We start from the raw sequence: 12,012 nt of genomic DNA, 5'->3' as shown, positions 1-12,012 counted from the left end.
TCGTCGCCAACCTCAAGTACGCGGCCGACAAGCTGCAAGCGGCGGGCATCAAACTGGTGATGGAAGCGATCAACACCCGCGACATCCCCGGTTTCTACCTGAACAACACGGCGCAAGCCCTGTCGATACGCGAACAGGTGGGCAGCGCCAATCTGTACCTGCAATACGACATCTACCACATGCAAATCATGGAGGGCGACCTGGCCCGCACCATGGCCGCGCACCTGGGCGAGATCAACCACATCCAGTTGGCCGACAACCCTGGGCGCAACGAACCGGGCACCGGTGAAATCAACTACCGCTTCCTGTTCGAACACCTGGACCGCATCGGTTATCAGGGCTGGATCGGCTGCGAGTACAAACCGCTGACCACCACTGAAGCAGGCCTGGGCTGGCTGAAAACCCATAACGCAATCTGATCCGAGACCGCGTCATCGTTCTTCGCGGGCAAGCCACGCTCCTACAGGAGCCCGGGTTGTTTGTAGGAGCGAGGCTTGCCCGCGAAGGCGTCCTCGCTAAACCCCAAGAATTTTGCGAACAGAGCAATAAAAACAAGAGGATTTTCTCATGGCTAAAATCGGATTTATCGGCACCGGCATCATGGGCCACCCAATGGCGTTGAACCTGCAGAAAGCCGGTCACAGCCTGTTCCTGTCGGCGCACCACGACGCCGCCCCGGCCGACCTGATCGCCGCTGGCGCCGTCGCCCTGGCCAACCCGAAAGAAGTCGCCCAGGAAGCCGAATTCATCATTGTCATGGTGCCAGACACTCCGCAGGTCGACGACGTGCTGTTCCGCGCCGACGGCATTGCAGCCGGCGTCGGCAAAGGCAAGGTCGTGATCGACATGAGTTCGATCTCGCCGACCGCCACCAAGGCCTTCGCTGCAAAAATCAACGAAAAAGGTGCGCAGTACCTCGACGCGCCAGTGTCCGGCGGCGAAGTCGGCGCCAAGGCCGCGACCCTGAGCATCATGGTCGGCGGCGATGCCGATGCGTTCGAACGCGTTTTGCCGCTGTTCCAGGCCATGGGCAAGAACATCACCCTGGTCGGTGGCAACGGCGACGGTCAGACCGCGAAAGTGGCGAATCAGATCATTGTCGCCTTGAACATCCAGGCCGTGGCCGAAGCCCTGCTGTTCGCTGCGAAAAACGGTGCCGACCCGGCCAAGGTACGCGAGGCGCTGATGGGTGGCTTTGCGTCGTCGAAGATTCTCGAAGTACATGGCGAACGCATGATCAAGGGCACGTTCGATCCGGGGTTCCGCATCGCCCTGCACCAGAAGGACCTGAACCTGGCGCTGGAAGGCGCCCGAGAGTTGCACCTCAACCTGCCCAATACCGCTAACGCACAGCAGGTGTTCAGCACGTGCGCGGCCCTGGGCGGCAGCCAATGGGACCACTCGGCATTGATCAAGGGGCTGGAACACATGGCCGGTTTTTCTATCCGCGACGCCAAGGGCTGAAGCTTTCGACAGGCAAAAAAATCCCGCCAGCCCGGCATTACGCCGGGCTGGCGGGATTTTTTTGTCCGGCCGCTTATTATCGGCTCAGCCGATTCAAACCTGCGATTTATCGATTTGTGCTGTTCCCGATGGACCACGAGTATGGGGCCACTTCCAACAACAAAAACAAAGGACCCGCCATGACCAATGCCGGTCAGTTAAGCGCAATTCATGTGGGAGCGGCGATGCGGCGTTCCGACTTGCTCGCGAAGGCGGTGTGTCAGTCGACATCAATATTGACTGGGCCGCCGCCTTCGCGAGCAAGCCCGCTCCCACAGGTTCCGCGTCTTAACTGACTGGCATTGCCCGCCATGACTGCCCGATTCCATAATCCAGTTGACACGCGTTTCGGTTGGGGCAGCCTTCAAGCGCTCGCCTCCCTCACCGAACACCAGACCGTGGCCCTCGTGACCCAGCCACAGATCGCCGAACGCTACCGTGCAGCCTTCGATCGCCTGCCGACCGATGACGACGTCACCGCGCTTTACGAGCGGTTCATGCCCCTGCAGATCGAGAAAATCGCCCTGCACTCGGCGCTGATCCCCGGCGCCCTGGACGCCATCGCTGCCTTGCGCGACCAGGGCTTGAAAATCGGTTCCTGCTCGGGTTATCCAGCCGTGGTCATGGAAAAAGTGGTAGAGCTGGCGCGCCACAATGGCTACGTCGCCGACCACGTCGTAGCGACCGACGAAGTGCCCAACGGGCGCCCGTACCCGGCCCAGGCCCAGGCCTTGGCCAACGTGATTGCCCTGGGGATCAGCGACGTTGCCGCTTGTGTAAAGGTCGACGACACCTGGCCAGGCATCCTCGAAGGCCGCAGCGCCGGGATGTGGACGGTCGCACTGACCTGCTCCGGCAACGCACTGGGCCTGACCTATGACCAATTCAAAGCCCTGTCCCCCGACAAACTGGCCGAAGAACGGGCGCGCATCACCAAGATGTTCCAAGCCTCGCGCCCCCACTACCTGATCGACACAATCGTCGACTTGCCGGCAGTAATCGAAGACATCAACGCCCGCCTGTCCCGCGGAGAAACCCCACAAAGCGCCTGACAGCAATACCCCCTGTGTTGGACATAAATTTTATGTCCAACACCGCCCCCCTGTAGGAGCGAGGCTTGCCCGCGAAAAACGTCAACGATGACGGGGACCGCCCGGATGTACGCGGCGCCTTCACGTCCTTCGCGAGCAAGCTCGCTCCTACACGAGCTTCATCCGCCGCGCACCAACATCTCCTCCAGCGCCAGCTCCAACACCGACAACCCAATCTCCGGCCCCTCACCGCAAAGCGCAGTCCGGCGAGCACAATCGATAACCACCCTCACCCCTGTACCCATCCGATCCCCTGGATACTTGCGCAACATGACCTCAAGCAAATTCGCGCTCAGCCAAGTATCACCATCCAATGACCAGCGACGATCTGCAAATTTGAACAGGCAGAAGTCAAGCTCGGTATCAATGATGTGCGGCGAATACACGCAGTGGCTATTACCCGCCTCCCAAACCGTCGCCTGAACACAATAACGACCACCGGGAGACAGTGACAAAATTTCAATTTCATCCATAAACAACCCCCAAACACGGCCCGCTGTAGGAGCAAGCTTGCTCGCGAAGGTCGTTAACGATAACGCACGCTCACTGGCTAAACGCGGCGCCCCCAAGACAATTGGGTACTTACCAAAGCCTGCATCGACCAGAACCCGACCACCTCTAGAAAACTGCGCGTCACCAGAATCGGCTGAGTCGTCACATCAACGAACGTGCCACTCATCCGCTTGCCCCAGACCGCGCCGCTGCCCAAATACTTGAAGGTCACCGAACCTCCCGCTGCCAGCGTATCCAGTACCACCGGTAGGTGTGCACGGACATGTAACTCGCGTACTTTCTGCTGGAGCTCCTGAAAGCCCTTGGTCCAGTCATCCCGAGGGGTGGGAACCGGTTTGAGTATGGTTGGGGTTAATCGTTCAGAAAGTGCCTCCATGGGGTTGATTGCAGCCAGTCGTAACGGGCAACAATCGGCCGATTCTGTTGAAAAAGTCGGATTTTCAGCTCGCCTGAACTCAGGCACGACCACCACCGGAGAACCTACTCATCACATTGAGTGGTTTCTCGGCCCTTCGTTGACCTTTGCTGCTCTGTTAGTGGGTTAGTTTGAGATTTTTTGCTTCGTGCAGGCGCACCTATCCCGTAGAAGGTGGCCCTTGAGATGCAAATTTGGCCAGACGTCGCAGGTTCTGTACCGCGGCCGCCAGCGTGAACTCATCGGACGCGCCACTCATGCCACGTAGTTGCAAGCGATCCAGTTTCAGGATGCGCTTGAGGTGAGCAAACAACATTTCGACCTTCTTACGTTCGTGGCGAGAGCGCACGTACTCCGGCGTCGCTGCGATGCGTCGAGCCACATCACGAGCGGCTTCATGGACGCTGCGGACGATCTTGCGAATCGGAGTGTTCGGGCAGCACTTGGCTTTCATCGGACATGTTGCGCAGTCGGTCTGTCTGGAGCGGAAGATGATCGTGTTGGCTTTTGTGACGTGCGAACGCTCGTTCTTGAAGGCACGCCATTCGCTGCGTAATATGTTACCGGCCGGGCAGCGGTATTCCTCAGCCTCTTCATTCCAGTGGAAATCGTTGCTCGAGAAACTGTCGTTCTTGCGCTCGGTTTTGTCCCACACCGGCACATGCGGCTCGATGTCTTTTTCCTCCACCATCCAGGCCAGCATCGGCGCGGTACCGTAAGCGGTATCGCCAATGAGGCGCTCCGGCTTGATGTCGAACTGCGCTTCGACCCGATCGATCATCGTCTTGGTGCTTCGACTTCTGCGGTTCGATGAGCCGGTGTGGGTTCCACATCCATGATCACGCCGTGCTCGGTATCGATCAGATAATTCGTGGAGTAAGCGTAGAAAGCTGGGCCGCCTGGAGCAGCGGTCCAGCGGGCTTGAGGATCCGTCAGCGACAGGCGCTTCGGTAGCGTTTCGGCCAAAGCCTCTTCATCGAGGCCTTCAAGGTACTCGCGCACGGCGCGGGTGCTCAGGGCCGGATCGCTCCAGTTGACCGGTTCATCACCCGGTACGCCGCGCTGCCGACTCGCATCCGCTTTGATGATGCTGGCGTCCACGGCAAAGCCTTCGCCCTTGACCAGACCGGCGTCCATGCAGCGACGCAGCACTTCATTGAACAACCAGCGAAACAGATCACTGTCTCGAAAACGGCCGTGTCGATTTTTGGAAAACGTCGAGTGATTAGGGACTTCATCTTCAAGGCTCAAGCGGCAGAACCAGCGATAAGCCAAGTTCAAATGAGCCTCCTCGCACAACCGCCGCTCTGAGCGAATGCCGTAGCAATAGCCCACGATCAGCATGCGAATCATCAGTTCAGAATCAATCGACGGACGCCCGATCGGGCTATAAAAATCGGCGAGGTAATGGCGCAGGTCGCTCAGATCGAGACACCGATCAATGCTGCGCAGAAGGTGATTGGCTGGGATGTGATCTTCAAGGTTGAACGAGTAAAACAGTCGCTCCTGCCCACTCGATAACTGTCCCATCATGCTGCGTGATCCCCTCCGGCCAATGAAGCGATTTTGCCGCAGGTCAGCCAGATGAGCTACTTTTTCAACAGAATCGGCCAATAGTGGACTTTCAAGCCAGACGACAAATAGTCAGAAAGACGTGCTGAAATTAGCAGAAAAAGCTGTTCCCTTCGTTCAATTCGGCTGGCCTCTTTTTCTCCCTGTACTACTCTTGAGGCTATCAAACCCGAAAAAAGGTGGGTAGGCATGGAATTCATCATTCAAGCTCTAAAAGCTCTGCCTACAGTCGCCACAAGCCCTTATGCCCTAGTCGGGTACTTGGTTACCGTTGCTGCTTGGACATGGGCGATGCATCGATCTGTGCGCCTCAAGGTACTAATGGCTCGGGTACACGAGCTTCCGGCTGACGAACGTGCAAAGCTCATTCAACTGGAACTTGGTGAAGTTTTGCCATTAAGCATTTCAGCAGAGCAATGGCTTCGCGCTAGAAATCATCGGCATTTCATGCTTGCTGTGATCGTGCTCCTAGTAACTTTCACAACCATCGCAACTGTATCTATCAACGCCGGTGTCGAAAGTGCCAAAACTGCAGCGGATGCGAAAGCAAAACAAGATGAGATTGATATCCGCCAAACCGCACTCACATCAAAGCGCCTCGAACTTGAAAATCGATTACAAGCTCTTGACCAAAAAATTCTCGCCGCAGAAATGGAATATCGTCGAGGTGCCGCAGGCGTTATGTACGCGCCACTAGACCAAAAGGAAATCGCAATTGCCATCATGGAAACGGCGCGTACGGAAATAAAGAAACTCAAAGGCGATAAAGTTAACATTCAGACCCAAATCGATGCATTACCTCTAAATTAACACTCAAACAACTTCTTGATATAATGAAAAATCGCCCCCATGACTCACTTTATCTATTGCACAGTGCGACTGGAAGGAGACTGAGCCAAAAACAACAAAGGGGACAAATTTATTTTTTCAAAAAAAGAAACTGACTAAATAAATCCGTCTCTTTTTTCTCTTTTCTCTTTTTTCTTTTTGTCACTTTTTTTCTTTTTTTCGCTTTTTTTCTTTTTTTCGCTTTTTTCGCCCGTTGGCTACTAAAGTCAAAGCTTGGCGGTTACAGCCTAGTCCTTGTAAAGGCCGGCAGTGAACAACATCAAAACTCTAAGTCGCGGACAGCCAGCTATACTTCTGACTATTCACTGGCGTAACCAACAGATGCTCGGAGGACCGAATGAAAGAGGAATGGGTCATTGGTTTGATGTTGTCGTTGGTGGGCGGTGGCATCGTATGTTGGATTTTTCTAAAAGCCCTTCGTTGGTGGCTGGGTGATTCGCCGAAGCCACGACTGTCGGAGGGGAGCAAAGGCGTTCCCCCATGGATCACGGGTGTAATCGAACGGTTATTCTTCACCATATTAATTGGTCTTGAGGTGTCAGCGGGACCTACAGCCATGATTGGGTGGCTTGGCCTGAAACTAGCGACAAACTGGAACCATCCAGACTGGAAGGGCAAGCCGAACGCTAGAACTCATGCACTATCCGCACTTCTGGGCGGCTTGATTTCAATGCTCTTCGCGATGTTAGGGGGGCTTATCTGTGCGGGAACGTTGGAGATCTAACACGCGTTTTCAGCTGACCGCCAAAATGCTGCTTAAGCTTCACGTTAGCCTGCGGCAGTTTAGGTAACTGGGGGCCTATGATGAAGCTGTGACTTTCGGTGTTGAGCATGGCCCTTTTTCTGTTTGCGGAGGCGCTAGCACTGAGAGCCATTGTTTCCAAAAAGGGGACAGGGGCAAAATAAATCTCTCCCCTTGGCCCCCGACATAAGATCACGCTGTCGCCTGGGCTGATGTTAGAGTTCAGCCGCAAGAGAATGCTGTAACTCAGCAGGATTCAGATTCAGCCACCTCATTAGAAAAAACTTTCGACATACCATTTCTATAAAAATCCTGAATACTTTCAATTGTCGAAAACTCATCTTGGGAGATGGTTACGGACAGGGCTACGAGGTGCTCTATCATTTTGGCACTAGTTTCTTTCTGCCTCAGCGCCTCACTCATCAACCCTGGCTTAAGCCCTATACGGTTGACCGTCATTACTTCATTATATCTACCAATATTAGCCTCAGCCCTATCCAATTTATTTTCAAAAAGAAGAATATGCCTATCTATCATCTGCAAACCAAACTCCCTGAATCGCGCTATACCATCAACATAAGACTTGATAGCTGCCTCGTTAATCTGGGACTGCTGAACATCAAAGGTTTTTTGCTGCAGCGCCTGCATAGACTTAAACTCCGAACGCTGCGTCGCCAATAACTCACGCTGCAAGGCAACAGTTTTTAAAACCGCCAACAATGTTATGAACGACACCAACGGACTAAAAATCCCGCCAATATAACTACCAAAAGCAGACCAGTCGCTTTGATTTTTGGAAAATTGCCACCCAAAAACATCAACGTAACAATATACAGCAGCTGCAGCACATATTAGCAACACTAACGGAGTTACATTTATTAAATCTGATTTTAAATCAAATTTTTCATCTGTTATTTTTCCGCCGTTTTCCATATATCGAGCCTTATCACAAATAACGATTCGTTCCTCACTTATATACCTCACACGAGCCAAAATTGCCACCATTCCACCACCATCACAGAGGGTGGCATGCATAAGAAAAGCCATGGACAAGAACACGACACTGGACCGCTGGGCATTGGTCCAACGCGACGTGATACGCATGATCACCGCCGACGAGGCGATGGCCGCGCAGTCTTACCCTGCCGCCCCCCTTTGCCAAGACCACACTTCTCCCCAACTTTTGCCGCCACGCGGCATGGAGCATCATCATGGACCGAAACTCTATCGGAGTAAGGGGTCGCTGAACACACCTTCAGAATCCCAGCATTAAGGGCGAAAGTGTCCACGTATTTAAGTGCACACCATGTCTTGGCTTTGCGGGGCGGGGCTGGGCAGATGACTTGGCCGGACGGTTACCGGCCGCTTACAGCCTTCTTGAAAAATTTTAGAAGCGAGGAAGCTTTCTGACTTTAATTGTCGGGATTGTATAAAGCCAAGGTTAGCCGTCTTTCTTGACGTCTTTGCGAAAGCGCTCAAAGACTTGGCGAAACTTTTCCTCAGACAACTTTGGGAATTCGCTGCACGGCTCGAACGAAAGATCAGCATATCCGAGTTCGAACTTTTCATCGGGTTTCAGCTTCCTGTCTCCGAGAGTCGCCTCATATCGCTTTGTCCAGATGTCGTAGTGAGCGACCAAGCAAATGCCCGTTCGCTAGAATGATCTCTCTATTTCTACGATTGCTCTCGTAGAGCATGGCAGCAAAACCAAAGCTACTCTCCTTCTGATACCGCGCGTACGCGATCTTCGTTCGATCGAGGTTCAGGACGATAGGCGCGATGACACGCTCTAGAGAGAGCTCCTTCCACGCCACGGCGGACTTTTTGGGGTCTAGCCACAAGTAATTCAGAACGGCGCCGATCGCACCGGCACTAAGCACTGCAGCAAGGACAGTCTGCGCCACAAACGTGCCCCAATTAATGGAAGGTTTCTCGTCTGACACGGCGCACTCCTGACGGCTAACGTTTGACATGAGGGGCCGGGGATGCCGCCTCGTCCGGGGAGGACCAGGCCCTGATGCCCCAAGACCGGTCCAGTGAGTCTCTACACGCATGAGCCACGGCGAGAGAGGCTTGCTCAAGCTCCTGAGTTGAAGCATTGGTACGAAGCGCTTCCCCCATTCGTTTCATGGCGGTTTCGACCGAATGGTTTTCCACGAGCGCAAGCTCTCCCCAATAAAGTTCCCAAAAACGAACCAACGCCTTCTTCCCGGAGTCAGAGTTGCCTTGAGTTGCTACCTGTGCCGCAACCTTCGTGGCCTCTGCGTATAGAGCTAGTTGACGCACGAGAAACGGCTTCGTGGCTTCGATTCTTCGAGTCTCGATTAGGCGCGCATACTCCTGCTTCTGCGCTTCGAGTTCTTGCGACGATTTTTCCCGCCATTGATACACACCCCAGAGAAAGCTGGCCATCGCACCAAGCACGGTCAGGATCTTGAGCCCGTTATCAAAGGTCATGGCGTTTTCTCATAATTGGTGAGCAAGCTACCCGCATTCAGTGTGTCCTAACACCTGAATCAAACCGAGCTGCGAAGCGGCTTCGGCTTGAATGAATTGCCCAACATCGGCCCTTTCAACGCATGTCCAGCCGAACGCAGCTTCAATGCGGCGCTGGAACGCGGTGTCGATCTGGCGTGGCGCATGCCGAATGTACTGCTCTGCAAGATCACGGGTAGGTCTGTTAGGCCACAAGGACGAGAGCGCGTCATCAATGGAAAGATTGGGTGAAGTGTAGATCAGGCCGTGCGTCATGCAGGGATATTTTGACTGTCGCAAATTGGCCGATTATCGCCAATGACGTCAGGCCGGGCCCCCTTCCAGAGATGTCGCTCGGGTTAGCCACCAAAAGCAGGCCTTTCAGCGCCTAAATGGGTGTCCGGTCATTAGACCACTCCACTATCCATCAAGGCAGGGAATCAGCGATACCATTTCTAGATGACTACACTGACGACAGTTAATCGTCTTAGGGTCTGTACGAAATCAGCTGAAACTCATTTGAACCCCGTATACGTCGGGATTCAGTAGAGTCCGCGTCCATCAAAGGCAGGAGCCCACGATGGCCAAACGGTATGAACTCCCCGACGCAGCCTGGGAATTGGTTGCAGACCTCTTCATCGAACCCGGCACGGTGGTCGCCCAAGGGCAGATGATCGCTTGATGCTGAATGGCATCCTATGGGTGCTTTGCTCAGGCGCTGCTTGGCGAGACATGCCGGAGCGTGTCGGGCCTTGGTCTACGGTCTATCAACGCTTTCGTGATTGGCGCAACCGAGGCGCCTTCGATCAATTGCTCAAACGTCTTCACATCAAACTCAACGAGCAAGGCTTGATCGACCTGGACACCTGGATGATCGATTCCACCGCTGTGCGTGCAACCCGAGCCTCATCAGGCGCCGGGAAAAAAGGGAGCCTGAAGAACCGCAAGACCACGCGCTCGGCCGCAGCCGGGGCGGCCTGACGACCAAGACTCACATGCTGTGCGATGCCAATGGCGTGCCTTTGCACTTTCTACTTTCAGGCGGGCAGGCCAGCGATATCGCCTATGCCCAACCGCTGCTGGATGAGGCTTACATCCCAAGCCTGCGCGGCCGTCCCCGCAAACGCTGTCGATGGCTGCTGGCCGACAAGGGCTATGACGCCGAGGCCTTGCGCCGTTACTGCGATCGCTATCGGATGCAGCCAGTGATCCCGTTGCGAAGCATGAAGCGCAAGCCTCGACCGGGTTTACCCAGGCTGTTTGATCGCCGCAAATACCGACAGCGCAACATCATCGAGCGCATGTTCGGATGGCTGAAGGAGAACCGCCGCATCGTTACACGCTTCGACAAGCTCGCGAAAAGTTTTGCTGCGATGGTCTCATTGGCCTGTGCCATGCGGTGTTTGCGACATTACTTTTCGTACAGAGCCTAGTACGACTGAGATGGACACCCTCGCGACTCCAAGGATTCGAACCCATTTTCGCGTCCCATTGGACCGTTTCAGCACAGCAACTACAATGCTTCCGTCCTTCACCCGTAGCGTCTTACGGTCTATGATGGCCCTGAATTTGCCCTGAATTTTCCTAAACCTTCAACCTGTCCCTAGATGCAGTGACTGCGGAAGAGATCCCTTCTTGATTTCCTTCAGTTTTCGTGAACTCTGCTTAACTGCTCCTATGCTCTTTACAGGCAGATTTCTATGGCAAACATGGAAAAACAGCAAGCTCAACTCACCCTCCTGCTCGAGTGCGCAATGGCCCGCACCCTGTACTTGATCGACTGTCAACCGGGACTGCCCACTCCGACAGGTGGTGGGAAATATTCTCGCCGACATACATCACCACCTCATCAAAACGCCCCGCGTTGTTCACCACCCGCCGGTATTTTGCGAGGAATGGCTGTATGCAGCGCTTTGGGAAGCGAAACAAGCAATCACAGCCATCAATCCTGCAGAAAGTCCGAGCTACATGTAGAGCAGAGCAATTAAGGGGTTAAAACTATGGATGAAAAAAAGGTGTGCAAGGATTGTCAGAGCAAAATAAATATAAAGTCTAAAAAGTGCATAGAATGTGGATCTCTGCTAGATTGGAGGAGACATTCGAGCGAAATAAGTGCGTTCTTAGCATTGTTTTTGGCAGCGATTGCAACTTTCGCCTGGGCTGAACCTATCATTAGGAAATATGTCATAGGATTTAAAGACGAGCTAACTATTATTTCAGCCAATGCATATTTTAACGTGATCAAGCATGAAGACTCTGGGCACTCCTTAAAAGGTATACAGGTTGCAATCTCAAATACGGGAGATCATCCTGCCTTCGTACAGGATATCGGTATTGTTTTTAAATTCTCAGGAGAAGATGAAAGCAAAGATAAAAACAACGATCCTCCTAAGCTCAGCGGCGTGATTTACTACAATGAGCTTCCTGATATTTACAAAAACCCCGGTATTATAAAAGAAAAAAATAGTGAGCTATATAGACTATTTCTAACCAATTCAATCGCCCTGCCACAGACTATTAAAAGCCTGAAATATTATGGTGAAAAAAATAATTATAGTCCGGCATGTAAAATTTCAATTGACTGGATAACCTCTAAAGGAGAAACCAAGAAGCTTTTAAAAGATCTAAATGAAAAAAACTGCAAGTGGAGTATTAGGCTGGCGGTGATGAGGCTTGGTGAAGAAAATGGAAAATAATAGCGAATTGCATATTATTTAATAACTTTACGCGCTTACTTTTGTCATTCTGTCTAACAATGTGTTGCAGCTCCTTCTTACACTGAGCGGCTTTAATTATATGGCATAAAATTCAGTTCATAGGCCGCTGATCATTTCATTAGGCCAGTCGGACCC

12 protein-coding genes and 2 pseudogenes are annotated in these 12,012 nt (G+C 53.1%); 7 read left to right on the top strand and 7 right to left on the bottom strand.

What is annotated here, in order from left to right; genetic code table 11:
• From F8N80_RS21760 to F8N80_RS21745, 3 genes are all read left to right on the top strand, one after another.
• The coding region (locus tag F8N80_RS21760; RefSeq protein ID WP_150784668.1) for a hydroxypyruvate isomerase family protein at nt 1–419 on the top strand (419 nt) is incomplete at its 5' end.
• Nucleotides 420–567: 148 nt separating this feature from the next.
• Nucleotides 568–1,464 carry a 2-hydroxy-3-oxopropionate reductase gene (locus F8N80_RS21755; RefSeq protein WP_150748755.1) on the top strand — a complete coding sequence of 299 codons (897 nt, stop codon included), beginning with the start codon at nt 568–570 and terminating at the stop codon, nt 1,462–1,464.
• Nucleotides 1,465–1,814: 350 nt separating this feature from the next.
• Nucleotides 1,815–2,555 (top strand): HAD-IA family hydrolase, encoded by a 741-nt coding sequence (locus F8N80_RS21745; protein ID WP_440131192.1) that lies wholly within the window; start codon nt 1,815–1,817, stop codon nt 2,553–2,555.
• A 158-nt stretch (nt 2,556–2,713) separates the two neighbouring features.
• On the opposite strand, the gene F8N80_RS21740 is transcribed toward F8N80_RS21745, so the two are convergent.
• From F8N80_RS21740 to F8N80_RS21730, 3 genes and pseudogenes are all read right to left on the bottom strand, one after another.
• Nucleotides 2,714–3,067, bottom strand: coding sequence for a hypothetical protein (locus F8N80_RS21740; RefSeq protein WP_150784666.1), 354 nt, complete (start codon nt 3,065–3,067; stop codon nt 2,714–2,716).
• A 77-nt stretch (nt 3,068–3,144) separates the two neighbouring features.
• Nucleotides 3,145–3,570, bottom strand: a complete 426-nt coding sequence (locus F8N80_RS21735; protein WP_150784665.1) for a hypothetical protein — start codon at nt 3,568–3,570, stop codon at nt 3,145–3,147.
• Between the two features lie 112 nt (nt 3,571–3,682).
• Nucleotides 3,683–5,055, bottom strand: a pseudogene (locus F8N80_RS21730) (IS1182 family transposase).
• A 228-nt stretch (nt 5,056–5,283) separates the two neighbouring features.
• Between F8N80_RS21730 and F8N80_RS21725 the strand changes: the two are divergent.
• Both F8N80_RS21725 and F8N80_RS21720 read left to right on the top strand, forming a co-directional pair.
• Nucleotides 5,284–5,904 carry a hypothetical protein gene (locus F8N80_RS21725; RefSeq protein ID WP_150784664.1) on the top strand — a complete coding sequence of 207 codons (621 nt, stop codon included), beginning with the start codon at nt 5,284–5,286 and terminating at the stop codon, nt 5,902–5,904.
• Between the two features lie 376 nt (nt 5,905–6,280).
• Nucleotides 6,281–6,667 (top strand): hypothetical protein, encoded by a 387-nt coding sequence (locus tag F8N80_RS21720; RefSeq protein WP_150784663.1) that lies wholly within the window; start codon nt 6,281–6,283, stop codon nt 6,665–6,667.
• Between the two features lie 264 nt (nt 6,668–6,931).
• Here the strand turns inward: F8N80_RS21720 and F8N80_RS21715 are convergent, their stop codons facing one another.
• The 4 genes from F8N80_RS21715 to F8N80_RS21695 form a co-directional block, all read right to left on the bottom strand.
• Nucleotides 6,932–7,720: a hypothetical protein gene (locus F8N80_RS21715; protein WP_150784662.1), complete on the bottom strand. Its 789-nt coding sequence runs from the start codon at nt 7,718–7,720 to the stop codon at nt 6,932–6,934.
• A gap of 566 nt (nt 7,721–8,286) precedes the next feature.
• Entirely contained in the window at nt 8,287–8,628 is a 342-nt protein-coding gene (locus F8N80_RS21705) for a hypothetical protein (protein ID WP_150784661.1), read from the bottom strand.
• A 16-nt stretch (nt 8,629–8,644) separates the two neighbouring features.
• Nucleotides 8,645–9,142, bottom strand: a complete 498-nt coding sequence (locus F8N80_RS21700) for a hypothetical protein (RefSeq protein ID WP_150784660.1) — start codon at nt 9,140–9,142, stop codon at nt 8,645–8,647.
• Nucleotides 9,143–9,169: 27 nt separating this feature from the next.
• Nucleotides 9,170–9,436 (bottom strand): hypothetical protein, encoded by a 267-nt coding sequence (locus F8N80_RS21695; protein ID WP_150784659.1) that lies wholly within the window; start codon nt 9,434–9,436, stop codon nt 9,170–9,172.
• A gap of 304 nt (nt 9,437–9,740) precedes the next feature.
• On the opposite strand from F8N80_RS21695, the pseudogene F8N80_RS21690 reads away from it, so the two are divergent.
• Both F8N80_RS21690 and F8N80_RS21685 read left to right on the top strand, forming a co-directional pair.
• Nucleotides 9,741–10,593, top strand: a pseudogene (locus F8N80_RS21690) (IS5 family transposase).
• A 567-nt stretch (nt 10,594–11,160) separates the two neighbouring features.
• Entirely contained in the window at nt 11,161–11,856 is a 696-nt protein-coding gene (locus F8N80_RS21685; protein WP_150784658.1) for a hypothetical protein, read from the top strand.
• Nucleotides 11,857–12,012: the final 156 nt, after the last annotated feature.

Source organism: Pseudomonas fluorescens (assembly GCF_902497995.1).
Classification (GTDB): Bacteria; Pseudomonadota; Gammaproteobacteria; order Pseudomonadales; family Pseudomonadaceae; genus Aquipseudomonas; species Aquipseudomonas fluorescens_BK.
The sequence above is the reverse complement of the archived record's forward strand: the minus strand, read 5'-3'. Positions and strand labels throughout refer to the sequence as shown.

Coding starts and splice junctions, on each gene's coding strand:
- F8N80_RS21755 (WP_150748755.1), top strand. CDS start 568: ATGGCTAAAATCGGATTTATCGGCACCGGCATCATGGGCCACCCAATG.
- F8N80_RS21745 (WP_440131192.1), top strand. CDS start 1,815: ATGACTGCCCGATTCCATAATCCAGTTGACACGCGTTTCGGTTGGGGC.
- F8N80_RS21740 (WP_150784666.1), bottom strand. CDS start 3,067: ATGGATGAAATTGAAATTTTGTCACTGTCTCCCGGTGGTCGTTATTGT.
- F8N80_RS21725 (WP_150784664.1), top strand. CDS start 5,284: ATGGAATTCATCATTCAAGCTCTAAAAGCTCTGCCTACAGTCGCCACA.
- F8N80_RS21720 (WP_150784663.1), top strand. CDS start 6,281: ATGAAAGAGGAATGGGTCATTGGTTTGATGTTGTCGTTGGTGGGCGGT.
- F8N80_RS21715 (WP_150784662.1), bottom strand. CDS start 7,720: ATGCATGCCACCCTCTGTGATGGTGGTGGAATGGTGGCAATTTTGGCT.
- F8N80_RS21700 (WP_150784660.1), bottom strand. CDS start 9,142: ATGACCTTTGATAACGGGCTCAAGATCCTGACCGTGCTTGGTGCGATG.
- F8N80_RS21695 (WP_150784659.1), bottom strand. CDS start 9,436: ATGACGCACGGCCTGATCTACACTTCACCCAATCTTTCCATTGATGAC.
- F8N80_RS21685 (WP_150784658.1), top strand. CDS start 11,161: ATGGATGAAAAAAAGGTGTGCAAGGATTGTCAGAGCAAAATAAATATA.